Source organism: Paenibacillus sp. GCM10012306 (assembly GCF_042649265.1).
In the GTDB taxonomy this organism is placed as follows: domain Bacteria; phylum Bacillota; class Bacilli; order Paenibacillales; family Paenibacillaceae; genus Paenibacillus_AQ.
Map to the genome: position 1 here is coordinate 108196 of NZ_JBHRYW010000002.1, position 26911 is coordinate 135106.

The window sequence follows — 26911 nt, forward strand, 5'->3', positions numbered from 1 at the left end:
CAAACGTGGGTTGACGGGTAGAACCGTCCAGGTTGGCAAGCATACTAACTCAATTTAGGGGAGGAATAGCGTTTGAAAAAGAGAACTGTAACCTCATCGTTATTGGCCGTTGTGTTTATGCTGTCGCTTGTATTATCCGGGTGCAGCGGTAGTAACAATACCAAAACTGCGACGAATACACCTGACACGAGCCCGACGGAAGGCACTGTAAACAACACACCAAAGGTGGAAGAAAAGCATGATCCGGTTACGCTGCAGATCATTTCCTGGAAAGATAGCTACAACGACCTCTATAAAATGTTTGAAGAAAAATATCCGTGGATTAAGATCGAACAAATTCCGGTTAACTCTCAGCCGATCATGGAAATTATCGCATCTATGGAGGCGGCAGGCACTCCCGCTGACATTACAGAGATTGATTCCGACCTGATTTCTTTTGAGCAGAGTGGTCTCATTGATGATCTTACCCCTTATATTGAGAAGAGTGACGTGTTCAAAACAACAAAATTCCCTGATGGATTCTTCGACACGATGACCTTCAACGGCAAGAAGTTGGCGATTCCAATGGTTGACGTTCCGATGTGGGTGCTGGTGAACAAGGATCTGCTTGCCAAACACGGGGTGAATATGCCGGCCAATGACTGGACCTATGATGATTTCCGCAACATTGCCAAGAAGATAACGGACAGCAATGCCGGAGAATACGGGATAACTACACAAGCAGAGATTCAAATGCGGATGCTATCGACCAAGGCGATTGCTGACGGGTATGCAGCCAACCTGCAATATTTGAATGAAGATTTGACCCAAAGCTTACTGAATACACCGGATATTATGAATGAAGTCAAATGGTTCCAGGAACTGGTTACGAAGGATGGTTCTATGCAGTCTAATGCAGATTCCGAAGCTAACGGTAGTGTAACCAAAGAATTTATCAACGGGAAAACAGGCTTTGCCATTGGCGGAGACTGGGTACTTCCGAACCTGAAGGAGAAGGCAACCTTTGAATGGGATGTACTTCCGTTCCCGAAAGGTAAGGTAAGTCAGCCAGGTTATACGATTTACGGACCATTGTCGCTGCTAGCTGGATCGAAGCATAAGGAAGAAGCCTTCCTGTGGCTGGAGTTCCAATTCTCTAAGGAAGCCCAGAAGTGGAAGATTGATCAAGGGGCAAATGCATCGGTTGTGGATGATGAACTGACCGCTTATTATGACCAAGCAGAAATTTGGAAAGGCAAAAACATCGAAGCTGTTAAGCTGGCGCGCGAAAACGCGAAGATTCAGCCAGGCCTGACTGTTCCAGGCTGGAGTGATTACAACTGGAACAATATAATGAATGATGTTATTTTCGGTGACCGCGATATTAACGATATTATTCCAGAGACGGAAACGTGGAACAAGAAGACCTTGGAGCTGCGTGAAGGCCTGAAGTAATTTGAAGCCCGATTAGATATGAGGCGATTTATTGAAAGCGTATAACAGTTGATGGTAAAATTAACGTCCCTAGTCCGGTGTAAGTCGGCAAGGGACGTTTCTTATTGGCAACAATTTATAAACGCACTAGATAGTTTTGAATTCCCTTATATCAGAAAGGAGGAACATAAGATAAGTTAATAAATGTAAGTGTAGTTGCATGTAATTATTGAAAGCGTTAACAATTCAGGGGTGATTCAGAAGTTCAACCAGAAAGGAAGGGAAGCATAGTGCTGTCCATCCGTCCTTGGAAATTGAGAATACTGGCTTTGGTATGTGTGACGATGATCGTAATACCGGCAGGGTGTTTCCTAATAAAGACTTCGAGCCCGGAGCAAGCAGATTCTGAAGAATGGATGAATAATCCGAAGGCTGAAGTGACACTGAAGATGTATTTCGGTGGGGAGAAGAAGGCGGCTACGGATGAAGTATGGAGGGAGGTCAGTCAATATGTCAAATCAAAGGGGCTGAATGTGAAATTCTCGGTGAACTTCATCCCTTGGACGGACTATTCCAGCAAGCTGCTGGCTATGGCTGCAGCAGGTGATCGCTGGGACATGAACTTTGACTCAGAGACTTCTTTCCGGCAGATGGCTGCCCGTGGTTCATACTTGCCACTGAATACTTTGCTTCCTGAATATGCGCCTCATTTGAATGAACGGTATAAAAGCGATGGAACGCTTCTGTCTACAACACTCGATGGTGATATCGTTGGCTTGCCCTGGGCGATCAAGATGAATCAACGCCCGTATGCCGTGTGGCGTGCTGATCTGGCAGAACGTGCGGGCATTGCCTCGCCTATGAATTCCATCCAATCGGTAGAAGAGGTTGACACGCTTCTCCATCAGCTTAAGGAAGCTTATCCTGACAGGAAGCTGTCACTTGTGACAGCGCTACCTTTTTATTTTGTAAGAGATGAATGGCTTGACCTCGAATTTCATGGTCTGGGATGTTACATAGGAGATCCTGAGATGAAGGTCAGGGCCATCGAACAGCAGCCTTTCTATTTGGAGGCCGCGTTGATGAGCAGGCGTTGGAATCAAGCCGGTATTCTTAACCCCGATTCTATACTGGGACTTGAGGATAGTGCGAATCAATGGCGGAGCGGGAAGCTGCTCTTTACGATTACATCCCATGAGTGGGCGTTTGCTGCAGACCCTGGATTCATCGATTCGACTTATCGGCAACAAGTATCGCTGCTGTATCCAGAGAAGCGCCAGGTCAACCGCCGCCCATCCTCCAATGTCATTGCGATTAACCGCAACTCAGAGAACCCGGATTTGGCATTGCGCTTTCTTGATATGCTGGAGACGGACAGAACCCTCTTCGATCTTGTTATTTATGGAATTGAAGGGAAGACGTATAAGCTAGAAGGAGATACAGTCCGTTATCTGGATAATTTGAATTTTTCGACCAGCAATTATATGGATTGGGGAGGACAATGGGGGTTCTGGAAGCCGCAATTTTTACGGTCAACCGAGACTTATCCCGGAGATTTCTGGAGCAAAGAAGCTACATTTGCTGAGCTCCCTCAAAATGTGGATTCACCACTTGGCGGCTTAATGTTGTCCGACTATAAGATTAGTAAGGCGCTTGAAAGTAGAGATGAGCTCTATGAAGAACTCGGAAAATCCATTGAATTTGGCATGGAGGGAAATATAAGCGACGCGGTAGCCAAGTATAGGCAGCGACAGATGGACAATGGGCTGGAAACCATAATCGCAGAGGTACAGCGTCAAGTGGATCAATATTTATTGTTCGATCGCAAGCACTAATCATTGGGGAGGCTGCAGAATGTTCAGTGTGCTGATTGTGGATGATGAATTTGAAATACGTGAAGGACTGTGCCAGCAGGTGCCTTGGCATGAATATGGAATAAGCTCTGTTACCCTGGCTGAGGACGGAGCTGAGGCGCTGCGTCTGGCTGAGAAATGCCGTCCGGACCTGATCATTACCGATATCAAGATGCGAAAAGTGTCGGGGCTGGATTTGCTTCGGCAACTACAGGCGATAGAAGATTATCATTGGAAGGCGATCCTGATCAGCGGATATAACAATTTCAGTTTTGCCAAGCAAGCCCTTCATTTAGGTGCGATGGACTACATATTGAAGCCGATCAGTATGACGGAGCTGGATCAAATGGTCCGCAAGTCTATTGAGATCATTACAATGGAGCGAATGGAACAGAAGAAGCTGGCTCATATCAACGATCAGATGCTATTTGCTTTGCCTAAGCTACGTGAGGAGCTACTCCACGAGATTGTGGAGAATGAATATGATCCATACCGGGAGACACGAATATTCCATCGCCTGAAGACGCTGAAGCTGGGCTGGATGAAAGAGATGCAGCTGCAGCTCATGATTGTGGAGGTAGATAATCTGCGGGCGCTGACGTATCGTCATGGCATCGTTGATGAGAAAAAACTGGTCCTGTTCGGGATTGGTAATGTGGTCAGCCAGACGCTCGGTGAGGAGGAGATTGGGGCGACATCTGTGCTGTTCAAGGATAGCCATGAGCGCTGGATAGCGATTATCGGCTGCAGCGGAGATGAGGCGACGGAAAGGTGCTTATCACTCGCAGAAAAGTGTCTGGAGCGAATCAATCAGTTCGTCAAGGTTCAAGCCAGTATTGCGCTTAGCCCTCCGGCACGGGAACTACACCAGCTACATCAAATGTATACACGGTGTGAGGAATATTTGAAGCGGAAAGCCCTGCAGGGAGGCAACCGGCTGTTTATGGAGGAGGGTGAGGAAGAGGAGGGAAGGAGTTATGAGAAGCCTTCAATCCGGGAGCCTAAAGCTGTTATTGACCTGGTGAAGTACGGCAACGATGAAGAGATTCACGAGGCACTCACCGATTTCGAGGAAATGGTTCAATCCTGGGGCTCGTGTGATCTCAGAGATGTACAGCAGCATATCTTCACATGGCTGATGGAAGTGTATCGTGCTTCTGCAGCAGTAGGTTGGTCCGACCGATCATGGGAGAGAGATCCTATTGCGCTGTGGGATCGGCTGGAGCAGTATGATACGCTGCAATCTTTGCAGGAACAGGTTAAGCAGTGCCTGTTGGCACTCGCTGGCGATTTTCGGAAAATGTCAAACGCTTCAAGTCAAATCGTACAGGAGGCGGAGCGCATGATTCGTAGCCGTTACGCGGAGAATCTGTCGCTTCAGCTCGTTGCAAACGCGGTACATGTGACTCCAGTATGGCTAAGTAATCTGTACAAAAAAGAGAAGGGGAGAACCTTCCTAGAGGAGTTAACCGAGGTTCGGATCTGCAAGGCCAAAGAGATGCTGGGACAGAGCATGCATAAAATCTATCAAATCTCTTATCTTGTAGGCTATAAGGACCCGGTTCATTTCTCAAAGCTGTTCAAAAAGCATGTCGGGATTACGCCTAAGGAATATCGGCGGATGAGAGGCATAGTGGATGATTAGAAACTTGCTGAGTTTAACCTCTTCCCTGCGGAATCGGATCATCCTGATCTTCTTTGCGATGACGATTGTTCCATTCATACTCTTCTCCGGATATGCATATACGAAATCTGTCGAAGGGATCAAACAAGCAAATGCGGCTTTCTCGATGAGTTATCTTGAACAGGCCGAGATGAATGTGAAGACCTATTTGAATCATTTGAACGATCAGATCAATAATTTAATCGGGGATCGGGAGTTGCAAAGGCTACTGGAGCAGCCGCCGCAAAGTGTAGAAGAGGAGCAGACGATTTCCATAGAACTGCTTAGCATTGTTCACCAGAAAGGACAGCATCTTGATGCGCTGCGGCTTCGTGTTTTTCCGCTGCATCCTGAACGATATCCCACGTATATGAGAGCGCTCGGGGAGGACGCCACGATCCGCACGGAGAACTGGTTTCATCGTGCTTCAAGCAGTTCGGTGCCCTTTTGGCATTTATCGATGAACAAAGGTCCAGGACGCAGCCCGCTACTTCTATACATAAAAACATTTACCAGCTTGCACAATCGAACACCGCGCGGCATCGTAACAGTTGACCTTGCAGATATCTACTTCAATCGTTTCTTTATTCCAACGAAGCGATTGAACGGACAGAAGTTTCTGATTATCAATGAGGACGGACAAGTGATTTTTGATTCTGCCAGCAATGAGTGGACCGGTGAGCAGCTTCCTTCTCCCAAGCTGCTGGAGCAGCGCAAACTGTATAGTGAGGGAGTCGATACCTATACCATCCATGATCGCGAGCAATTGGCAGCTTTTGTGCAAATGGATACCTTGCCTTGGACCATCATCAGTCTAACGCCAATGCGGGAGTTAACGGAGCCTGTAACGAAGCTGAATCGGCTGCTGCTCTTTTTCCTGATTGCGTATTTGATTTGTTCCGTCTGGGTGCTGGTTTATATTACCTGGAACTTCAGCCAGCCGGTTCTGAGGCTTGTACGGTTAATGCGGCGGCTGGAGGAAGGGGAATTCAATATGGATATTCCTCATCAGGAGCGGAAGGATGAAATCGGCTGGCTGTTCCGCGGGTTCCACAGCATTGTGCGCACGATTGAGGAGCTGGTCCAGCAATCCGCCCGATCTGAACGCGTGAAGAAGGAGCTGGAGTTCCAGGTGCTTAGTCACCAGATCAATCCTCATTTTCTCTATAATACACTGGACTCTATCCGCTGGAAGGCGGAGAAGCACGGTCAGAGCGATATCAGTGAAATGGTATCTGCGCTTGGCAATTTGCTGCGGCTCAGCCTGAATCAGGGTAAGGACATTACAACCGTTGGGCGAGAGATTGAGCAGGTCAAGGCCTATGTCCTGATTGAACAGGCGAGAATCGGTATGCCGCTGCGGGTGCTGTATTTTTTTGAAGAGGGGCTACTGGACCTGCAGTTTATACGCTTGCTCTTACAGCCACTGGTGGAGAATGCCATCCAGCACAGCATACGTGACAACTTCGAACATGGGAAGGTTGTGCTGTCAGGGCGCATTGAAGGGCAGGATTTATTGATCAGCATTGCGGATAACGGCAAGGGCATTCCTCAGTCCGTTCTGGATGACTTAGAGCAGGATCATTCTGAGCTGCGAAAGGGGAAAGGTTCCGGCGTTGGACTGCGCAATGTGAACGAGCGTCTCAAGATCACCTTTGGAAGTAACTATCAGCTGCAGATTGAGTCCAGGGAAGGCAAGGGAACCCGGATTACGATCAGGCATCCGATTTTGGACGGCGATTTCACCGAGAAGACCGATGATGTGGAGGATTAGCGGAAGCATGACCCTAAGTCTTTCGCAATTCTATTACTTAACGATGGCATAGACGAACCGCACGCTGCATGGCTGATGGAATTGTTCAAGCGCCCCGCGTTCCATGCTGCGGATACGCCTTCGACGATCTGCCGCTGATGAAGAGAGCGAAGAACAAATCTGATACAGGCTGAACAAGAGAGGGGATTATATATGCCAGAATTAATAAAGAAGCAAGGCCAGGCTGATGACCTGAAGCTTTGGTACACGAAGCCGGCGGGAGACTGGAATGAGGCACTGCCCATCGGTAATGGCCGACTGGGGGCAATGGTATTTGGCGGGGCGAGGGAAGAGAAGCTTACGCTGAATGAAGACAGCCTGTGGTATGGCGGGCCAAGCAATCGAATTAACCCTGACGCGCGCACCAATCTGGAGACGATTCGGAATTTATTGAGGGCTGGCCAAGTGCAGGAGGCACAGCAATTGGCAGTGCTGGCGTTGTCCGGTGTGCCGGAGTCGCAGCGTCATTATGTTCCCTTAGGGGAGTTTACGCTGGCTATGCATCATGGGGGAGATGTGAATTCATACGTCCGTGAGCTGGATATATCGACTGGTATGGCCGCGGTTCGTTATGCGGCGAACGGCGTGAATTATACGAGAGAAGTCTTTGCTAGCTTTCCGGACCAGGTGCTGGTACTGCGCTTGACGGCGGATGCACCGGGGGCAATCAGCTTCACGGCGAGAATGCGCCGAGGCCCGAACAATCGTTATTATGATGAGTTGGTGCAGGAGGATCAGCAGACGCTTGTGATGAGAGGAAATGGGGGTGGCACGGACGGCGTGGATTTCCGGACGGTGCTGCGGGTGGTAGCGAAAGGTGGCAGCTCCAAGTTTGTCGGAGAGCACCTGCTCGTGGAGCAGGCGGACAGTGTAACCTTGCTGCTAACGGCGGCCACATCCTTTCGCTATGACGATCCGGAAGCTGAAGCGTTGCGGAGGGCGAAGGAGGCGGAGACGCTGGGCTACAAGTCTTTGAAGGAGCGACATACAGCGGATATGGGGGCGTTGATGGGCCGGGTATCACTGCGGCTGGGCGAGAGCGGGTCAGCTGCGGAGTCTCTGCCTACCGATGCCCGGCTGGAGCAGGTATCGCAGGGCAAGCTTGACCTGGGTCTGATCGGATTGTATTTTCAATTCGGGCGTTATTTACTGGTGGCAAGCAGTCGTCCTGGCTCCTTACCAGCCACGCTTCAGGGCTTATGGAACGATCAGTTTCTTCCGCCATGGGATAGCAAATACACGATTAATATCAACACCCAGATGAATTATTGGCTGGCAGAACCCGGGAATTTGGCCGAATGCCATGAGCCGCTGTTCGATATGATTGAACGCATGCGGGTGTCTGGCAGGGTAACGGCGAAAGAGATGTACGGTTGCCGGGGCTTTGTCGCCCATCACAATACCGATATATGGGCCGATACGGCACCGCAGGATCATTATGTTCCGGCAACCTACTGGACGATGGGAGCTGCCTGGCTCTGTCTGCATTTATGGGAGCACTATGAGTATGGGCAGAAGCAGAGTTCCCTGGAGCAGGCTTATCCGGTGCTAAGGGAAGCGGCTGAATTCTTCGAGGATTTCCTGACCGAACAGCCGGACGGCAGAGTTGTAACGAACCCTTCCGTATCGCCGGAGAACTCCTATCTCCTGCCGGACGGCACAGAAGGGATATTGTGTATAGGTGCCTCCATGGACAGTCAGATATTGCATGAGCTGTTCAGCGCCTGCATTCAAGCCGCCGACATCCTCGGTATGGATACGGACTTCCGGGAACGCCTGACGACGCTGCGCGCCAAGCTGCCGCAGCCGGAGATCGGTAAGCACGGCGGGTTGTTGGAATGGCTGGAGGATTATGAGGAAGCGGAGCCGGGACATCGCCATATTTCCCATTTATTCGCACTTCATCCCGGAACCCGCTTTTCGGTAAGAGATACGCCGGAATGGGCGGGGGCCTCTCGCGTTACGCTGGAACGGCGTCTGGCTAATGGGGGCGGCCATACCGGCTGGAGCAGGGCCTGGATCATTAATCTGTGGGCTCGGCTCGAAGACGGGGAAAAGGCGGCGGAGAATGTACAAGCGCTGCTGGCGCATTCTACCTTGCCAAACCTGCTTGATAATCACCCACCGTTCCAGATTGACGGCAACTTTGGCGGCGCGGCTGGCATCGCAGAGATGCTGCTGCAAAGTCATGGCAGCGGGCTGCACTTGCTTCCTGCTCTGCCGGATCGTTGGGCGGAAGGAGAAGTGAAGGGACTGCGAGCTAGAGGTGGAGTGACGGTTGATCTTGCGTGGAGCGAGAACAGGTTGAGCGAAGCCCGTATCCGTCTGGATCGGGCAGGGAAATGTACGGTCCTGGTCGCAAACGAGGTGGAGTTGATGGAGGAGGAGCGAGTACTGGCCTGTGAGCAACCTGCTCCCGGCGTGCTGAGCTGGCAGGCTGAAGCAGGAGTCTTGTATGTACTGCGCTCCAAATAGCGGGTCGGTCCAGCCTCTCTGCTTCCGGCGTGCTGAGCTGGCAGGCTGAAGCAGGAGTCTCGTATGTACTGCGCTCCAAATAGCGGGTCGGTCCAGCCTCCCTGCTTCCGGCGTGCTGAGCTGGCAGGCTGAAGCAGGAGTCTGGTATGTGCTGCGTTCCAAATAGCGGTCCAGCCTTACCTGCTTTCGGCGAGTTGAGCTGGCAGACTGAAGCAGGGATCTAATATGTACTGTGCTCCAAAAAGCGGTCCGGTCCTGCTTTGCTGCTTACCGACCTGATTGTCGACCTGCTGGGAAGTATGATTGCACCTGCGCCAATGTTTACTTAAGCGAGTATTTTAATGGCAGGTTGCTGCCGCATAACAACAAAACAGCGTCCCTCTTCGCCGGCTGCACTGCCTGCTAATGAGGGACGCTGCTGTTATTGGATATTCCTTAACAGGGCTTCAGCGCATTCTGCTTATAGCGCCGCCGGACCTGTTGATGCACGAGGGACCAGAGTCACCGGCACGGTTCTGAAGACCGGCTCGCGCTGCGGCTGCAAAATAAGGTCTGCGATCATCTCGCCCATGGCTGCGAAATTTTGATCGACGGTGGTGATCTGGGCACTACCTGTTACAGCCCATTCGATATTGTCAAAGCCGGTAATGTTCATCTGCTCTGGCACCTGGATCGACAGGCTGAGGCAGCACATATATACGTTGAACGCGACCTCGTCATTTTCACATTCAATCGCTGTTACGCCGGAGCGGAACAAACTGTTGATGGTATGCTTGAGCATATGGTGATCAGTGCTCAGGTTCATGTGGATATGCTCAGGGGGGACCGGCAGATGATGGTCCTGCATACATTGCACGAATCCCCTGTAGCGCTCGGACAGACTGGTTCGCTCCTGTGGGGTGAATCTGGATAAATAGGCGATGTTGCGGTGCCCATAATCAATAAGATGGCGGGTTAACATGTAGCTGCCACCATAATTGTCGCAGACGATGCTGCTCAAATAGCTGATGTCATGCGGCATATCCAGTATGATAACTGGCTTCCCGCTATCCGCGAACAGCTTGAGTATGTCTTTCGGCAGTTCTGCGCCTGCAGGATAGAGAATCAGCCCGCCTACAGGCTGGGCGCTGAGATGCTGAAGCAAGTTGCGCTCCTGTTCCAGCTCGCGCTCGCAAATATGAACCGCCAAATGGTAGCCGTACGCGGCCAGTTGTCTGGAGGCTGCTTCCACGATCCGTAGCATCCCGCCCTCAGTTACTGCGAAGGGGAGGACAAAGGGCAGAGTTTTGCTGGATGTCGCGGCCCCTTGGGGCGTCAACGAATTGGCAGGATCTTTAGAGAACCCGTCAGGAGGGCGGCGAACAAAACTGCCAACTCCGCGCCTGCGGTACAGAATGCCTTCCTTCTCCAGATCGTCGATGGCCCGTTTGGAAGTAATGCGGCTGACGCCATATTGCTCGGACAGGCCTTTTTCGGTACAGATCGGCTCGTCATAGCTGAACTGCTTGTGTTCAATGAGCGACAAAATGTCCTCTTTTATTATTTGATATAGCAATTTTGGGGAATCCTTTGACATATCTTTCTCCGATTTCGTTTTATGACTTAGTGTATCAAACCTTGCGTACAAGTCAATGCACACATCTTCATTTGTGTTCTCCTTGCAGGATAGCTTCGATGGAGTCGGCCAGACCTCCCAGTTGCACCAGCGTTCCTCTCCGCTCAATCCCCAGTTCTTCTTTTCCGCCGTTTCCTACTCACGGATTTGTTAAAACATTGTTATATTAAATAAAAAAGTATTGCATTTTATATTATACAAATCAATAATATGATATATCAAATACTTTTTACTCTAAAACTATTTTAGCAGGAGGCACATTATGCTGAATGAGAAGCAAATCAACCGCATGCTGTCAAAGCTGCAACGCTTTGAAACAACACTGGAGCCGCTGTTGTTCCAGCCCATTGACCAGGTAGAGATGTCCATGTTCCATACGGATCGGCAATTCCATGTCATTCCGGAGGAGGAGCGATTCTCCCCGTGTCTGCCCGGCGACCGCTATCAGGGTGAGGGAAGCTATTGCTGGTTCAAGGGACAATATGCCGTTCCGGCTGAACATGATGGAAAGACGTTGTACATCAAACCGAGTATCGAGGGTTATGAGGCGATGCTGTGGGTGAACGGCAAGCCGTTCGGCACATTTTGCAGCAAAATCGTCGTCACTGGACACGGTAATCATTACTGTGATCTGTTGAAACAGCAGGTGGCCGCCGGAGAAGCGATCGACATTGCGCTGGAGTATTATGCCGGGCATTTTGTGAAAGGCTGTTTTCCGTATGAAGATAACGGGCTGCGCACTTTTGATTACGCCTATAACGGTGTGGAGATTTGTGTGATGGACGAGATTATCGCCGATTTCTATTTTGATTTGCGGACAGTGAATCAGTTGGCCTCTTCGCTGGATGCGCATAGCTTCCGTCGCGCCGCTGTTTTGAATGCGCTTACGGAGGTTCATAAGGTTTTGTATTATTCTTTGGAGTATGTTGAGCGGGAAGCATTTTACGATGCACTTGGGCAGGCCGCCCCTCTGCTCAAAGATGTATTGAAATCGACGAATTCAGATTCTGCACCGTTCGCGGGACTGATCGGTCACTCCCATATGGATACGGTCTGGCTGTGGCATCGGGACGAGACGATCAAAAAATGCGCCCGCACGTATTCCAACCAAATCAGCTTGATGGAGCGTTATCCGGAGTACAAGTTCATCCAGAGTTCAGCGTATCATACCGAGATGATTCGCCTGAATTACCCGGATTTATTTGAAGATATTCGCCAAAAGGTTCTGGAAGGACGGTATGAGCCGAACGGAGCTGTCTGGGTGGAGTGCGACTGTAACATTACGTCTGGGGAATCGATGATCCGGCAATTTCTGTGGGGACAGCGCTATACGCGGGAGCATTTCAACTACACATCCAACGCGTTCTGGCTGCCGGATACCTTCGGATACAGCGCTGCGATCCCGCAAATTATGAAGGGCTGCGGCGTGGATTATTTCCTGACAACTAAGCTGAGCTGGAACGATACGACGGATTTCCCTTACGAGACGTTCTATTGGAAGGGCATTGACGGTACCCAGGTGCTGACGCATTTCAACCGGACGCATATTTGGCCTGATGCCGAGAGCGTGATTGATTTTGTGGTAGATGGAAAAAGACACCATGATCCGATTCGCGAGAAAACGGTGAACAATATGCGACTGCTTTCCTATGGCTTTGGCGATGGTGGCGGCGGACCGCAATTTGAAATGATAGAGATGACTCGCCGGATCAAGGATTTGGAAGGCGTGCCGCGCACCGCTCATGTCACGGTCGGTGAATTTATGCGCAAGCTGGAAGCTTCTGTGGTGAATCCGTCCACACATACTGGTGAGCTGTATCTGCAATTGCATCGCGGAACGTTGACCAATCAGCATTCGATCAAGCGTAATAACCGTAAAGCGGAATTTTTGCTTCGCAATCTGGAGTATATTACGGTCGCTGAAGCAGTCAAGGCGGGAAGTATCGTGACAGACGAAGGCATTCGTCCTTTGATGGAGACGCTGCTCGTGAACCAGTTTCATGATACGCTGCCAGGAACATGCATTCCAAGAGCCCATGATCAGACCAACGAAGAAATGACCGCCCTGCTGCACGACGGTGAAAAGCTGCTGCTGGAGCGTCTTTCCCTTCAAGACGTGGAGGGCAGTATTACAGCGATCAACACATTATCCTTTGATCGGGAAGACGCGCTTTATTTGGCAGTGGCTGAGGACCAAATCGTGGAGGGTGGCTATCCGCAGCAGCGCTTTGTGGACCTGAGCGGACAGCATAAGCTTGCAGTGGGCGGATTGCGCATCCCGGCACTGTCCTCGTCAGCGCTCAAACTGACGGCAGGCACGCCGGACCCATCCTCTGCCTTCGTCTATGACGGAGACACGCTGGAGACACCATTTGCGACCGTTGTATTTGATGAGAACGGCTATATCCGTTCCTTTACCGATAAGCGCAATGGCCGGGAGCTTCGCGGAGAAGGTCTGCCACTGAACACCTTCCTGATGGCAGAAGACGCGCCAAGCGCCTGGGACAGTTGGGACATCGACGCTGATATCGAACTGAAGCTGGCCCCTTGCGCCAAGCTACTGTCCAGCGAGGTGGTTGCGGACGGCGCAGTAGAGTTCAGAATTCGCAGCCGCTATGAGCTATCCCCGTTATCAAGCCTTGACCAAGACATGATCTTCTATGCGGCCAGCCCTGAGGTGCGTTTCGAGACGGTGATGAACTGGCAGGATGACCATCGTTTGCTCAAAACGGCCTTCCCGACTTCGATCCATACCGATTTCGTTCGCCAGGAGGTGCAATTCGGGTATTTGCGCCGTCCTACAACCCGCAATACGAATGAAGAGAAAGCGATGTTCGAGGTGCTCAACCATAAATACAGCGATTTGTCAGAGAATCGTTACGGCATTGCCTTGTTGAATGATTGCAAATACGGCATTTCCATATTGGGCAGCGAAATGCGGCTGACGCTGCACAAGGGCGGCGTCCGGCCAGATTATCGCGGCGACAAGGGGCTACATGAGTGCACGTATTCTTTCTATCCGCACGATGAAGGCTTCGCGGCTAGTTCCGTTATTCAACCGGCGTATGAGCTGAATAGTCCGTCGCTTGTCATCGCTGGACAGACAGAGATCGCTCCGCTGGCGGCAATCGCGGCAGACAATGTCATTATCGAGACGATCAAGCCGTGCGAAGACGGGGAACGGGCTTTCATTCTGCGTTTGTACGAGGCGGAAGGCACGTATACGAGAACTCATCTGACGCTAGGCGCAGGGCTAATCGCACAGTCCTTGACCAACATGCTGGAAGAGCCGCTGGAGCCGCTTGGCGGAAGAAGCGAGGCGGAGCTGGTCTTCCGTCCTTTTGAGATCAAGACCGTCAAGATTGCTTATTAGGCTGGTGAATCGGGAGGGAGTAGTTGACCGGGTCGGATGGCGGTAAGAAAAGACTGCCCTAAAAGTTGTGTCTGTACGACATTAATTTCGGAAGCAAGCGGAGGGAAGATATGAACAAACCGATCTATTTGGATATCGGTTATTCCGATCAGGAACGGGCCGAGGATCTTGTCGGCCGGATGACGCTGGAGGAAAAGGCGGCACAGCTATTGCATCAGGCGCCGGCCATCGAACGGCTGGGTGTGCCGCAATACAACTGGTGGAATGAAGGGCTGCACGGGGTGGCGCGTGCCGGCACAGCGACGATATTTCCACAGGCGATTGCTCTAGCCTCCATCTTTGATGAAGAGTATCTTCATGAGATCGCAGATGTAATCGCTACAGAGGCGCGGGCTAAATATAACGAAAGTCTGCGCAAGGGCGACAGGGATATCTATAAAGGGCTGACTATGTGGGCGCCGAACATTAATATTTTCCGTGACCCAAGATGGGGACGGGGGCAGGAAACCTATGGTGAATGCCCTTATTTAACGGAGCGTCTGGGTGTGGCCTATATAACAGGGCTTCAGGGCCAAGGAAAACGGCTGAAGGTAGCCGCTTGCGCCAAGCATTATGCGGTGCATAGCGGTCCGGAGCAGGGACGGCATGAATTCAATGCGGTTGTCTCGCTCAAGGACTTATATGAGACTTATCTTCCTGCTTTTGAAGCCAGCGTGAAGGAAGGCAAGGTAGAGAGCGTGATGGGCGCATATAATGCGGTCAACGGTGTCCCCTGCTGTGGCAATCGTTTTTTACTGGAAGAGATTCTGCGGCAAGACTGGGAGTTTGACGGCCATGTCGTCTCGGATTGCGGCGCGATCTGCGATTTCCATAATCACCACAAGGTGACGGCGAATGCCGCGGAATCCGCCGCGGTGGCTTTGAAGAACGGCTGTGATATTAATTGTGGACATACGTATCTTCATTTAATGGAGGCTTATCGCGAAGGGCTCATCACAGAGGAAGAGATTACGACTTCAGCCGTGCGCCTAATGCGGAGTCGCATTCGGCTGGGCATTTTCGATGAGGGCGGAGAGTATGACGATATTCCGTATGAGGTGAATGATTGTCAGGAGCATCGTGACAAATCATTGGAGGCGGCACGCAAATCCATGGTGCTGCTCAAAAATAACGGAGTGCTGCCGCTTAACAAAAGCAACGTCTCCTCCATCGCTGTTATTGGCCCGAACGCTGACAGTCAAACGATGCTGCGGGCCAACTATTTCGGCACAGCCTCGAAGTATGTGACGATCCTGGAGGGCATTCAGGCTGCAGTCGAACCGGGCACCCGCGTCTATTATTCCGAGGGCTGTCATCTACTGCGCAGCTCGGTGGAGGACGGCGCCCGGCGAAATGACCGTCTGTCAGAAGCGATCGCGATGGCTGAGCGCTCCGATGTCGTCGTGTTATGCCTGGGACTTGACGCTGATATCGAAGGAGAAGAAGGGGATGCCAGCAATCCCTATGCCAGTGGCGATCGGGTTGATCTGGGCCTGCCGGGTATCCAGCAGGAGCTGCTGGAGCAGGTTACGGCTGTAGGAAAGCCGACTGTACTGATTCTGGGGACGGGAAGTGCGCTGGCGGTTAACTGGGCCGATGAGCATTGCGATGCGATCCTTAATGCGTGGTATCCGGGCAGCCTGGGCGGTATCGCTGCAAGCGAACTGCTATTCGGGGAATTCTCGCCGAGCGGTAAGCTACCAGTTACCTTTTACCGGAGCACGGATGATCTGCTGGCATTTACGGACTATTCTATGGCGGGACGGACCTATCGTTATATGGAGAAGGAAAGTCTGTACCCGTTCGGCTTTGGCCTGACGTATTCCTCAACAGAGCTGTCCGGATTGCTTGCGAGAGAGGAAATTGCAAAGGGAGAGGCCTGTGAGGCAACGGTTACGATTACGAATACGGGGTCCTGTGCCATCGAAGAGGTGATTCAGCTCTACGTGAAGGATCTGGAGTCGGCCTATGCCGTCACCAACTACAGTCTGGCTGATTTCAAGCGTGTGAAGCTGCCCGCCGGGGCGTCGCAAACCGTAACACTGCGGGTTCGACCAGCCTCTATGCAGGTCGTGACGGAGGCGGGGGAACGCCAATACGACAGTCGGCGATTCAGAGGATATATCGGTACCTCGCAGCCGGATGAACGGAGCGTTGCGTTGACTGGAAGCACACCGCTGTCTTTTGAGTGGAGTCTCGTCTAATCCTGCTTTGTTGTAGCGAAAGGGGTTTCCTTATTCCGTTATGAAAACAGTAAAGCGGACGTTTCTCCCATTATGGGGGAAACGTCCGCTTTATATTTTTGAGTCATAGCTGCTTATTTCTGTAGATGCGGGCCTAAGGGAAATTCTATTGCTGCAGTTCTTTCTCTAGCGCCGTTCCCATTTCACGTGAACGTTCAGCGCAACGGTTCACCGCAGCGATGACGGTCTCGAAAAACTCGCCCCGCTCCAGCACTTCTAGCGCCGCCTGAGTGGAACCGTTCGGCGAGGTGACTTTCTTGCGTAGGGACGCCGGTGCCTCACCGGTCTGCTGCACCATTCGGGCTGCGCCGAGCACGGTCTGCACCGTCAGCTCCGAGCTCTGCTCGGAGGACAGTCCGCCACGAATACCAGCGGCGATCATGGCTTCCATCATATAGTAGATGTAGGCGGGACCGCTGCCAGAGATGCCGGTCAGCGTCTCCATGCGTTCCTCATCAATAACGGTTGTGATGCCCACCGCATCAAAGATGTTGAGCGCCAGGCGGCGGCTGTTTTCATCCACTTCTTTGGAGAAGGCCAGGCCGGTTGCGCCAAGCCCGATGGAGCTGGAAGTGTTGGGCATCGAACGTACAACAGGTTGCAGAGTACCCAGCAGCCCTTGCATCGTGCGGATAGACATTCCGGCAATTACCGAAATGACCAGTTGGCCAGGAGAGAGCAGTGGTCCCAGATGGCGCAGGGCTTCTGCAGTGTCCTTCGGTTTCATGGCCAGCACAATCACGGGTGCGCTGCGCAGGTATCCGTTTTTTTGCTCAGGGTCATTTGTCCCCTGAACGCCGTAGCGGGCCCGAAGCTCAGCCAGACGTTCGTTACTGCTCCGGTTCAGCATGATGATATTTTGCGAAGACACTACATTGCGGTTAATCAATCCGCGGGCAATAGCTTCAGCCATGGAGCCCGCACCGTAGAACACGATCTCGTGATTAAGCAATGGAATGGATTGCTGTTGACACATAAGGTTAACGCCCCTTTGAATAATGGAATTAGCCCCGGATCTGACCGTTGCCATATACTTTATATTTTGTGGATGTAAGTGCTGGTAGTCCCATAGGACCACGGGCGTGCAGCTTCTGAGTGCTGATGCCGATCTCAGCGCCGAATCCGAATTCGAAGCCATCGGTGAAACGGGTGGATGCATTATGGTATACCGCAGCCGCATCGACTTCTTGCAGGAAACGGGCTACATGGTCGGTAGTCTCGGACACAATACACTCCGAATGTTTAGTTCCGTATCGTTCAATATGCCCCATTGCTTCATCCAAATCCCCAACGATTTTGATGTTCAGAATATAGTCGTTATATTCTGTCGCATAGTCTTGCTCTGTCGCCGGAAGTGCCCAAGGGACAAGAGCTACCGTCTCTGGACAGCCGCGTAGTTCTACCTTGGCTTCACGGAAGGCTTCCGCAAGTGAAGGCAGGTGATTGCGGGCGTAATCACGATGCACGATTAGTGTCTCCATAGAATTGCAGACAGAAGGGCGCTGAGCCTTGGCGTTAAGGCTGATGTGGAGCGCCATTTCCGGATCGGCGTCGGCATCCAGATACGTATGGCAGATCCCGGCACCGGTCTCAATGACAGGAACAGTAGCATTCATTACCACGTTCTGAATTAAAGAGCTGCCGCCGCGCGGGATGATGACATCCAGTAGGCCGTTCAGCTTCAGCATTTCATCGACAGAAGCACGGCTAGGGTCTTCGATCAGTTGCAGAGCATTTGGCGGGAGGGCTGTAGTGGCCAGGGCTTTGTGTAATACCTCCACAATCTTCCGGTTGGAGGAGAGGGCGGAAGAGCCACCGCGCAGCACAACTGCGTTGCCGGTCTTCAAACAAAGGCCTGCTGCATCCACTGTGACGTTGGGACGGGCTTCATAGATGATGCCGATAACGCCAAGTGGCACCCGGATCTTCTCAACGGACAGGCCATTCGGACGTTCAAAGGTTTCCAGGGTATCACCTACAGGGTCGGGCAGTATGGCAATCTGCCGTAGTCCTTCTGCGATCCCCGCAATCCGGTCCTCATCCAGTGCCAGTCGATCCAGCATCGACTCTGGTGTGCCATTCTGGCGTCCGCGCTCCAAATCCTCTGCATTGGCGGCGATAATCGCCGCAGCTTCATGCTGAAGTGCCGTAGCCATCACCAACAAGGCTTCATTTTTCTGGTCGGTGGTCAATTTAACTAACGCTCCCACGGTTTCCTTGGCCAAGGTTGCTTTGCTTACAACTTCACTCATCATATTTCCCCCCTGAATATAAATAGTATGAATAAGACCCTCTTATCTCAGTGTAATCCATTCGTCACGGTGGATGACCTCCATCCGGTGAACCTCCCCAAGCTTCGGCACAATTTCGCGGCTGGGCAGGCCTTGAATACTGCGAAGCTGGCTATCGTCATAATTGACAATGCCGCGCCCTAGCAGCTGGGCGTCTGGTCCTAGCACCTCTACAACATCTCCGGCATGAAAGCTACCGTCGGTCTGTTTGACCCCAATCGGGAGCAGGCTGTGCCCGCCGTTCAGCAGAGCCTCGACAGCACCGACATCAATATGCAAAGTGCCGAGAGGGGTGGACATGAAGCCCAGCCATTGCTTCTTGACCGGCAGTGAAGAGAGGGTGGTGGCAAAGTAAGTGCCTTTGCCGGTTCCATCGGCTGCAAGCTGGAGATCGCCGGGCTCGGCTGCTCTGCCGATGAAGACCGGGACGCCGCCACGCGTAGCAATCTTGGCGGCATCGATCTTGGAGCGCATGCCGCCGGTACCGACACTGGAGCCAGCACCGCCTGCGATCGCGTAAATCTCGGGCGTGATCTCATCTACTTGATGATACTTCACGGCATCCGGCATTTTGCGCGGATCACCACTATACAGGCCGTCCATATCCGTAAGCACCAGTAGATGGGAAGCCTTGAGCAGATTGGCGACCAGTGCCGACAGCGTGTCATTGTCTCCGAACTTCAATTCATCGACAGAGACCGTGTCATTCTCGTTGAATACTGGCACGGCTCCCTGACGGAGCAGCTCTTCAACGGTCATTCCGGCATTGTTCATGGCCCGGCGGCTGCAAAAGTCAGTCCGGGTGAGCAGGATTTGCGCTGCGATGATGCCATGCTTGGCGAAAGCCTCTTGATAGGCCTGCATAAGCAGCGCCTGGCCTACTGCGGCCGCGGCTTGCTTCTCATGCAGCAGCCGCGGCCGCACCGGGTAGCCGATACTGCGGAACCCGGCGGCTACAGCTCCGGAGGTGACCAGCAGCACCTCCGCTCCCCTTTCACGCAGCCTGGCAATCTCGGCTGCGAAGTAGGCGATGGCGGCATGGTTTAGGCCGCCCTCCGGTCCGGTCAGCGAGCTGCTGCCGATTTTGACCACTATTCTTGTCGTCACTTTTTGTCACTTCCTCAAGGTTGATAAGGATCTTCTGAATTCTGGGTAAATGCAAAAAGCCCCCATCCTTAGACTTAGCAAAGGACGAAAGCTTGAATTCACTTCCGCGGTACCACCTTCATTGATGAGGGTTCATCCGACTTCATTCTCATAACGGGAGGGTCCGTCCTGCGCACGCAGGCCGCTCGGGGGTAGGCTTCAGAACGAAACCGCGGTAAATTCTCTCAGCCTTCCGGAATTTACTCTCTGGGCGCGGGTGGACTCGTTCTTACTGGTCCCGTCAGCACGTTTCAGTATTTGTCCTATAGAATAACATGGCAAAGGGTGGTTTGCAAAGGGGAGGCAAGCTATTTATTTTAGGCGACTAAAGTGTCTTGAAAAAGATGATTATCCTTGGGAGGAACGGGTAAAATACTTATAATCTGTTACCAGGAGGTGGCTGTAACTTGAGTAAAGACAACAAGGTCCAACAGGAACAGATCCAACAATTAAATGAATCCGCTGAGTTTCAGAACAACGTATTGCGCGAGTTCATCGAGGACAAGACAGGGGATCCCGGAACGAGAGGATCGGTGGACGAAAGCACTGCGCGGGTCTCGGATGATCAGAACCGCTTGATTACTAAACGTAATATGCGTAAATAAAGCTATATGTTCTTCTGACAGAAGATTAGTGGAAGGAAAAGTCAGAGATACCTTACACTAAGAAAATGGAGAGCTAAAAAGCCGCTGGACAATCTTGCAAGATGTCCGGCGGCTTTTCTCATGTGGAATATATTGATAATAAACGACGGGGCGATCCTTCACAGAAGAGGCAGCCGTCTGTTTGATAACTACATTTTGTTGCTAAGCTTCCTCATCCGTCAACCCAGCCACGGTTGTGCGGAACGTCTTCATAAAAGCCTCAGCGGCCTTGGATAGATAACGACCGCGGCGGTATGCGAAGACCAGTGTTCGGCTCGGTACAGGCTCAGCCAGCGGTAAGTAGACAGGCACAAATTCGCTGCGCGGTGCCCGGGCGATGAAATGAGGCACAAGCGTAACCCCCATACCTGTAGCCACGAGTGACTGTACAGTCTCCATATTGTTGCTCTCAAAAACAATCTTCGGCTCAAACCCCGCCTCCTGGCATAGCTCAATTGTCAGCTTGCGGAAGCCCTGGCCTTCCTTCAGTACAATAAAAGGCTCATCCTTCAGCTCCTCCAGCGAAGTGCGGATTCCATCTCTGCTGCGGGCTGCAAGCGGGTGATCGGCGGGAACCGCCAGATCAATCCGTTCCTCTCCCAGAACTTCATAAGCCAATGCGGGAACCTCTAAAGGGAGGGATAGCAGGCTAAGGTCGGTTTGTCCGCCAGCAGTTAGCTTCTCCAGGTTCATGGAGGAGTCCTCGAGCAGCGCAATTTCAATCTCCGGATAGCTTTGCTTGAAGACCGGAAGTACATGTGGAAGCAAATGCGCGCCTGTGATCGGCATACTGCCGACGACGACGCGGCCGGAACGAAGCTCCGAGATATCGGACATTTCCTGGCGCAGCAGCTCCACAGCATCGATAATGATCTGGGCTTGCTCCACAAATTTTGCGCCTGCATGGGTCAGCTCAACGGAGCTGGTATTCCGCTGGAAGAGCAGGACTCCTAGCTCTTTTTCCAGCTTGGATAGCTGCTGACTCAGAGACGGCTGGGCGATATGCAGCTTGTCTGCTGCGCGCGAGAAATTTCTTTCGGCAGCGATCTGCAGTGCATACTGCAATTGTCTGAATTCCATATCAAAAAACTCCCTGAATTATTGGATTAGAATAATACTCCTTATAAGTATAACCTATTAATCATTGGCTTAATATAGGCTGTGATTAGAGCAGCTTCTATTCAAGGTAGAGGGGGAGCTGGCGCGGGTAATTGCAGATTTACAAGTGATCAGCCTACTGCTAGACTGTGTGCAGAATCAATTGATTTTTACCAAAATAAGGAGGTGAATTGATATAGTTACTTATACAGTATGTGCACAAGTCGATATGAAGGTTATACATGCGGCTTTTTTGCTGGGATTCTCGGACTATTACCTTCCATTAACCCTGGACCAGCAGGTGTTCACAGAGCGTTTCTTTGGTCCAGAAGGCAATACTTTAGAACACTCCTTCATTGCACTGGATGGGGAAGATCCTGTGGGGCTGATCCTAGGTGGTATTCGACAATTTGATGGGTTAAAGACGATGCGTTGCGGTGGGTTCTGTATAGCACCGGATTATCGGGGCCGGGGGATCAGTGACAAGCTATTCCAGTTGCATAGCAGCGCGGCCATCGCTGAAGGCTGTGAACAGCTGTTTCTTGAAGTGCTCAAGGTGAACAGTCGGGCTATTCGTTTCTATGAAAAACAGGGATATCAGGCCGTTGATACGCTTGAGTATTATACGGGAGAAGCCTCAGCCTTGCCTCCATTATCCATTGCGCCAGCGTGTACTGTGGAAGCTATTTCATTCGGCACATTACAGGCATTTCGGGAGAGCCTCACGGACTGTCACATCAACTGGCAGTGTGATCCCCCGTTCTATGCTACAAGCACAGACTCAGCATTGCTGGCTGCACTGGACGAAGACCACAGGCAGATCGCTCTGATTGCTATGAGCAAGCAAGGACAGATCAACCTTCTTTGGGTGGACCCACTGCGCCGTAGACAGAGGCTTGGGTTGTTCATGATCGCAGAAGCGGCCGCCCGGCAGCACACGGAGAAGCTGAATGTCTGTCTGACAGGCAGCGCGGCTTTAGGAGGTTATTTTCAAGCATTGGGCTTTGGTAAGTTAGAGGTTGAGCAGATTGAGATGCATCTACCTCTGTAGAATCGACCCACAGATCACTCTCTAGATTCTTCGTGCTTGTACACAGCAAGTAAGTTGAAGGCCCCTTGCACAGGGGCCCGGCTGTATTGGCAGATTCAGCTCAGCTCCTTGCGATAGAATATCTGGGCACCTAGTATAGTATTTCTTGCTTGCTATTACTTATAGTCCACGCCTATGAATCCTATAGTTTTTATATCTTGGAATAATAAATAGCGCGATGTTATATTTAGTTCATTCAAGAGAGACTCCACACTCTCTTCCAATGAACGATTAAACGATGAGGTGAAATTCATGAGCAAGAAGACAATGTTTGAGAAAATTTGGGACAATCACGTTATTCATCAGGAAGAAGGCAAACCTAGCATTCTGTATATTGACCTTCATTTGGTTCACGAAGTGACTTCTCCACAAGCCTTCGAGGGCCTGCGCCTGGCTGGCCGTAAGGTTCGTCGTCCAGAGCTTACGTTCGCGACAATGGACCACAACGTACCTACTAAAGACCGTTTTAATATCAAGGACCCGATCTCCAAACAACAAATCGACACGCTCTCCCAGAACTGTCGTGATTTCGGAGTAAGACTGTTCGACCTTAATGACATCGACCAAGGTGTCGTACACGTTATGGGGCCAGAAATCGGTCTGACTCATCCTGGTAAAACAATTGTTTGTGGCGACAGCCATACTTCCACACACGGCGCATTTGGCGCACTGGCGTTCGGTATCGGAACCAGTGAAGTAGAGCACGTAATGGCCACCCAGTGTTTGCAGCAAGCCAAAGCCAAGACGATGGAAGTTCGCTTCACAGGCAAGCGCAATCCTGGCGTAACTGCTAAAGATATGATCCTCGGCGTTATCGCTAAATATGGTACTGACTTTGCTACAGGTTATGTTATCGAGTACACAGGCGAAGCAATTCGTGAGCTGTCGATGGAAGAGCGCATGACTGTCTGCAACATGTCGATCGAAGGTGGCGCGAGAGCCGGTCTGATCGCTCCTGACCAGACTACATTCGATTACCTGCGTGATCGCCAGTACGTACCGCAAGGTGCTGCTTATGACGCTGCAGTTGAGACTTGGAAAGAGCTCGTAAGTGACGAAGCTGCAGAGTATGACACCATTGTTGAATTTGATGTTGAGACCCTGATTCCACAGGTAACCTGGGGCACAAGCCCAGGTATGGGTACCGACATTACAGCAACTGTGCCGAATCCGGCTGATTTTACAACTGAAAATGAACGCAAAGCTGCTGAAAAAGCGCTTGAATATATGGATCTCGTACCAGGTACACCAATCTCTGAAATTGGCATCGATTATGTCTTTATCGGCTCCTGCACCAATGGCCGGATTGAGGACCTGCGTGCTGCTGCACAGGTTGCCAAGGGCCACAAAGTATCTGATCAAGTAACGGCTATCGTCGTTCCTGGTTCCGGACGCGTTAAAATGCAGGCGGAAAAAGAAGGTCTGGATAAAGTATTTACGGAAGCGGGCTTTGAATGGCGTGAAGCAGGCTGCAGTATGTGCCTTGCGATGAACCCGGATGTTCTGCAGCCAGGACAACGCTGCGCATCTACCTCCAACCGTAACTTTGAAGGTCGCCAAGGCCGTGGAGGACGTACGCATCTTGTATCTCCTGCAATGGCTGCTGCTGCTGCGATCAAAGGTCGTTTTACAGACATTCGTGACTGGAACTATAAGACGGAAGCCATAGGCTCATAAGAATCAGATCTAAGCGGGAGGGAACTAATATGGAAGCTTTTAAAAAATTAACAGGAATCGTTGCCCCGGTGGACCGGGTCAATGTAGATACGGATGCTATTATTCCAAAGCAATTTTTGAAACGGATTGAACGGACCGGATTTGGACAATTTCTATTCTACGAATGGCGTTTTGACGAAGCAGGAAACGACAACCCGACATTTGAGATGAATAAGCCGCGCTATAAAGGTGCGTCTGTCCTGATCTCTCGCGCTAACTTTGGTTGCGGCTCCTCCCGGGAGCATGCACCGTGGGCGATTATGGACTACGGCTTCAAGACGGTAATTGCTCCGTCTTATGCAGATATTTTCTATAATAACTGCTTCAAGAACGGTATTCTGCCGATCAAGCTGTCGGAAGAGCAAGTGGAAGATCTGTTCCAACGCACGGCTCAGCATGATGGCTACGAATTGCACGTAGATCTGGAGAATAAGGTTCTGAGCGATGATCATGGCTTAAACATTGCTTTTGACCTTGACGAGCACCGTCGTCAGTTCCTGCTGCAAGGCTTGGACGATATCGGTCTTACTCTTCAGCATGCGGATGAAATTTCCGCCTACGAAGATCGCCATGCTGCTAAGCTGTTTGGTTAATACCTTGTACGACGACTCTATGAGTCATGTTGGTTTATATTAAAATATTCTATTTTAGCAAAAACTTCTATTTCCGACATCGGAAATAGAAGTTTTTTTGTTATAATCGATATATTCGTTGCCTGTAGAGGCAACTTTTGGAAGGTTTCTGTCGTCTGATAGTTATGGAAGTTCGTGAATCTAAATATCAAAGGAGAGAAAAGGATGGGGAGAACCACTCGCTTGCTATTTTCGCTACTTTTACTACCGCTGATATTTCTGTCATTTTCCGTCCATGATGCTGCCGCGGCAGGAAAGGCAAAAGGTAAAATCGTGCTGGACAATAAAGAACTTACACTACCCAAGGGGATCGCTATTGAGAACGTGAACGGAAGTGTGATGATCCCAATACGAGTTGTGGTAGAGAATTTGGGGTTTGAAGTGTTGTGGGAGCAAAAATCTCACAAAGTGACCATAAAACAAAATTTCAAAAGTGTTGAACTTATTGTCGGCAGCAAATCGGCTAATGCTGACGGGGTACATCTGGATCTGAATGCTGCACCCAAACAAACTGGGGGCACGGTGCTGGTGCCTATCCGCTTTGTCAGCGAGCAGTTTGGGCTAAAGGTGGGCTGGGACAACCGTGACAAAATCGTTTATTTAACTGGAGGAGCGCCGACTCCACAAGCTGCAGTACCCACACCAGTACCATCACCTGCTGCTCCGTTACCCTCAGCCACGCCGGGAAATTTGGATGGAAGTATTCCGGGCACAGTCGTTCCGACACCTTCAGCAGCGCCCTCATCTGTTCCGGGCAGCGAGGGTTCTCTTGCAGGTGCGTCACAGGTCAAAGGTGCTGTATTCAGTGAGAATAAGCTGGTTGTTGCTGTTGATGGGAGCGTCAAACCAAGCGTAATGGTAATGAATAATCCGGCCCGGATTATTATAGATTTACCTGGCGCTGCTTTTGCACCGGAATTTGCAGGCAGCTTGCAGCAGGGATTGGCCGGTAACGGCACTCCACAAGGCAAGCTGGATGTGTCGGGATACCCGCTCGTATCCGAGATCAGGTACGCTTTGTTCAGCACCAGTCCTTCTATAGTAAGGTTTGTCATTCAGACAACGGTCAATCAGCCTTACCAACTAAGTTCGGATGAGGCCACCGGTCTGGTTACCATCGATCTCAACACGCAAGGTAATTCCTGGAACGGATGGACACCTGGGAATACTGGCAAACCGATAGTTGTCTTGGATGCGGGGCATGGTGGTTCTAAGCCGGGAGCGGTCAGTATCACGGGGCGATTGGAAAAGGACTTTAATTTGGCCGTGGTCCGTAAAGCGGGAGAATTACTGGAACAGGACGGACGGATGACAGTGGTATACACCCGGACTGAAGATATCCATCTGGAGCTGCAAGATCGGGTAGTGATTGCTGAGGCGGCTGGCGCGACTCTTTTTCTCTCGGTGCATGCCAATTCTCTGGAGACAACTTTTCCGAACTGGAACAAAATCAACGGTAGTGAGACTTATTACAGTCGAAGCGAGAGCCTGCCTTTTGCACAAATTATGCATAAGCATCTGTTAGCCGGAACGGGATTTAAGGACAATGGAGTCCGCTATAAGAGCCTTCATGTAACCAGGGAGACACGCATGCCCGCCGTGCTGCTGGAAGCTGGTTATCTGACCAATATCGACAATGAAGCTGCGCTGTATACAGACGATCTTCAGAGCAACCTTGCGAGAGAGATTGCAGCGGGGATTAAGGAATATCTTGGACTATAGATTAGGGCTGAGGCCGTGGGGGTTCTGCAAATCTCAGTTCCCCTATGGAATATATTCGCAACTTTTGTAGAGAGGCGGCGTCTAA

Annotated in this window: 17 protein-coding genes; 12 read left to right on the forward strand and 5 right to left on the reverse strand. The window is 51.2% G+C overall.

Translation table 11 applies throughout. The features are described from left to right. The first annotated feature begins 72 nt into the window (after window positions 1-72). From ACFORK_RS04235 to ACFORK_RS04255, 5 genes are all read left to right on the forward strand, one after another. Window positions 73-1434 (forward strand): ABC transporter substrate-binding protein, encoded by a 1362-nt coding sequence (locus ACFORK_RS04235; protein WP_379196005.1) that lies wholly within the window; start codon window positions 73-75, stop codon window positions 1432-1434. A gap of 323 nt (window positions 1435-1757) precedes the next feature. Beyond that, window positions 1758-3248 carry an extracellular solute-binding protein gene (locus tag ACFORK_RS04240; protein ID WP_379196007.1) on the forward strand — a complete coding sequence of 497 codons (1491 nt, stop codon included), beginning with the start codon at window positions 1758-1760 and terminating at the stop codon, window positions 3246-3248. 19 nt (window positions 3249-3267) lie between these two features. Continuing rightward, window positions 3268-4911: a response regulator gene (locus ACFORK_RS04245; RefSeq protein ID WP_379196009.1), complete on the forward strand. Its 1644-nt coding sequence runs from the start codon at window positions 3268-3270 to the stop codon at window positions 4909-4911. Next, window positions 4904-6703, forward strand: coding sequence for a sensor histidine kinase (locus tag ACFORK_RS04250; protein ID WP_379196011.1), 1800 nt, complete (start codon window positions 4904-4906; stop codon window positions 6701-6703). Before ACFORK_RS04245 ends, ACFORK_RS04250 begins: the two co-directional genes overlap by 8 nt. A 192-nt stretch (window positions 6704-6895) precedes the next feature. Continuing rightward, window positions 6896-9217: a glycoside hydrolase family 95 protein gene (locus ACFORK_RS04255; RefSeq protein WP_379196013.1), complete on the forward strand. Its 2322-nt coding sequence runs from the start codon at window positions 6896-6898 to the stop codon at window positions 9215-9217. 460 nt (window positions 9218-9677) lie between these two features. Here ACFORK_RS04255 and ACFORK_RS04260 read toward each other — a convergent pair whose 3' ends face one another. Then, window positions 9678-10793 carry a GntR family transcriptional regulator gene (locus ACFORK_RS04260; protein ID WP_379196015.1) on the reverse strand — a complete coding sequence of 372 codons (1116 nt, stop codon included), beginning with the start codon at window positions 10791-10793 and terminating at the stop codon, window positions 9678-9680. A gap of 301 nt (window positions 10794-11094) precedes the next feature. Between ACFORK_RS04260 and ACFORK_RS04265 the strand changes: the two genes are divergently transcribed. Further along, window positions 11095-14205, forward strand: coding sequence for an alpha-mannosidase (locus tag ACFORK_RS04265; RefSeq protein WP_379196017.1), 3111 nt, complete (start codon window positions 11095-11097; stop codon window positions 14203-14205). Window positions 14206-14315: 110 nt separating this feature from the next. Continuing rightward, window positions 14316-16448, forward strand: a complete 2133-nt coding sequence (locus tag ACFORK_RS04270; protein WP_379196019.1) for a glycoside hydrolase family 3 C-terminal domain-containing protein — start codon at window positions 14316-14318, stop codon at window positions 16446-16448. Between the two features lie 145 nt (window positions 16449-16593). Here ACFORK_RS04270 and proC read toward each other — a convergent pair whose 3' ends face one another. From proC to proB, 3 genes are read right to left on the reverse strand one after another with little or no spacing between them, the layout of a single operon-like run. Beyond that, on the reverse strand, window positions 16594-17463 hold the full coding sequence (proC, locus tag ACFORK_RS04275; RefSeq protein ID WP_379196022.1) for a pyrroline-5-carboxylate reductase: 870 nt from the start codon (window positions 17461-17463) through the stop codon (window positions 16594-16596). 28 nt (window positions 17464-17491) lie between these two features. Further along, window positions 17492-18739, reverse strand: coding sequence for a glutamate-5-semialdehyde dehydrogenase (locus ACFORK_RS04280; protein WP_379196024.1), 1248 nt, complete (start codon window positions 18737-18739; stop codon window positions 17492-17494). A gap of 42 nt (window positions 18740-18781) precedes the next feature. Next, a complete protein-coding gene (gene proB, locus ACFORK_RS04285; RefSeq protein WP_379196026.1) occupies window positions 18782-19885 on the reverse strand; it encodes a glutamate 5-kinase in 1104 nt (367 codons plus the stop codon). Between the two features lie 446 nt (window positions 19886-20331). Between proB and ACFORK_RS04290 the strand changes: the two genes are divergently transcribed. Next, window positions 20332-20529 (forward strand): hypothetical protein, encoded by a 198-nt coding sequence (locus ACFORK_RS04290; protein ID WP_379196028.1) that lies wholly within the window; start codon window positions 20332-20334, stop codon window positions 20527-20529. Between the two features lie 201 nt (window positions 20530-20730). Here ACFORK_RS04290 and ACFORK_RS04295 read toward each other — a convergent pair whose 3' ends face one another. Further along, the gene (locus tag ACFORK_RS04295; RefSeq protein ID WP_379196030.1) at window positions 20731-21648 is read right to left on the reverse strand and encodes a LysR family transcriptional regulator; all 918 of its coding nucleotides are present in this window, start codon (window positions 21646-21648) and stop codon (window positions 20731-20733) included. Window positions 21649-21895: 247 nt separating this feature from the next. Here ACFORK_RS04295 and ACFORK_RS04300 point away from each other — a divergent pair, with 247 nt between their 5' ends. The 4 genes from ACFORK_RS04300 to ACFORK_RS04315 all read left to right on the forward strand — a co-directional run bounded on the left by ACFORK_RS04300 (window position 21896) and on the right by ACFORK_RS04315 (window position 26826). Then, window positions 21896-22717, forward strand: coding sequence for a GNAT family N-acetyltransferase (locus ACFORK_RS04300; protein ID WP_379196032.1), 822 nt, complete (start codon window positions 21896-21898; stop codon window positions 22715-22717). Between the two features lie 291 nt (window positions 22718-23008). Continuing rightward, complete coding sequence (leuC, locus tag ACFORK_RS04305) at window positions 23009-24433, forward strand: 3-isopropylmalate dehydratase large subunit (protein ID WP_379196034.1); 1425 nt, start codon at window positions 23009-23011, stop codon at window positions 24431-24433. A 29-nt stretch (window positions 24434-24462) separates the two neighbouring features. Continuing rightward, window positions 24463-25065, forward strand: coding sequence for a 3-isopropylmalate dehydratase small subunit (leuD, locus tag ACFORK_RS04310; protein ID WP_379196036.1), 603 nt, complete (start codon window positions 24463-24465; stop codon window positions 25063-25065). A gap of 204 nt (window positions 25066-25269) precedes the next feature. After that, the gene (locus ACFORK_RS04315; RefSeq protein WP_379196039.1) at window positions 25270-26826 is read left to right on the forward strand and encodes an N-acetylmuramoyl-L-alanine amidase; all 1557 of its coding nucleotides are present in this window, start codon (window positions 25270-25272) and stop codon (window positions 26824-26826) included. The last annotated feature ends 85 nt before the right edge of the window (window positions 26827-26911 follow it).

Bases quoted from the DNA above. Each gene is read 5' to 3' on its own strand.
- ACFORK_RS04240 (WP_379196007.1), top strand. From the start codon at position 1,758: ATGATCGTAATACCGGCAGGGTGTTTCCTAATAAAGACTTCGAGCCCG.
- ACFORK_RS04245 (WP_379196009.1), top strand. From the start codon at position 3,268: ATGTTCAGTGTGCTGATTGTGGATGATGAATTTGAAATACGTGAAGGA.
- ACFORK_RS04250 (WP_379196011.1), top strand. From the start codon at position 4,904: ATGATTAGAAACTTGCTGAGTTTAACCTCTTCCCTGCGGAATCGGATC.
- ACFORK_RS04255 (WP_379196013.1), top strand. From the start codon at position 6,896: ATGCCAGAATTAATAAAGAAGCAAGGCCAGGCTGATGACCTGAAGCTT.
- ACFORK_RS04260 (WP_379196015.1), bottom strand. From the start codon at position 10,793: ATGTCAAAGGATTCCCCAAAATTGCTATATCAAATAATAAAAGAGGAC.
- ACFORK_RS04265 (WP_379196017.1), top strand. From the start codon at position 11,095: ATGCTGAATGAGAAGCAAATCAACCGCATGCTGTCAAAGCTGCAACGC.
- ACFORK_RS04270 (WP_379196019.1), top strand. From the start codon at position 14,316: ATGAACAAACCGATCTATTTGGATATCGGTTATTCCGATCAGGAACGG.
- proC (WP_379196022.1), bottom strand. From the start codon at position 17,463: ATGTGTCAACAGCAATCCATTCCATTGCTTAATCACGAGATCGTGTTC.
- ACFORK_RS04280 (WP_379196024.1), bottom strand. From the start codon at position 18,739: ATGAGTGAAGTTGTAAGCAAAGCAACCTTGGCCAAGGAAACCGTGGGA.
- ACFORK_RS04295 (WP_379196030.1), bottom strand. From the start codon at position 21,648: ATGGAATTCAGACAATTGCAGTATGCACTGCAGATCGCTGCCGAAAGA.
- ACFORK_RS04300 (WP_379196032.1), top strand. From the start codon at position 21,896: ATGAAGGTTATACATGCGGCTTTTTTGCTGGGATTCTCGGACTATTAC.
- leuC (WP_379196034.1), top strand. From the start codon at position 23,009: ATGAGCAAGAAGACAATGTTTGAGAAAATTTGGGACAATCACGTTATT.
- leuD (WP_379196036.1), top strand. From the start codon at position 24,463: ATGGAAGCTTTTAAAAAATTAACAGGAATCGTTGCCCCGGTGGACCGG.
- ACFORK_RS04315 (WP_379196039.1), top strand. From the start codon at position 25,270: ATGGGGAGAACCACTCGCTTGCTATTTTCGCTACTTTTACTACCGCTG.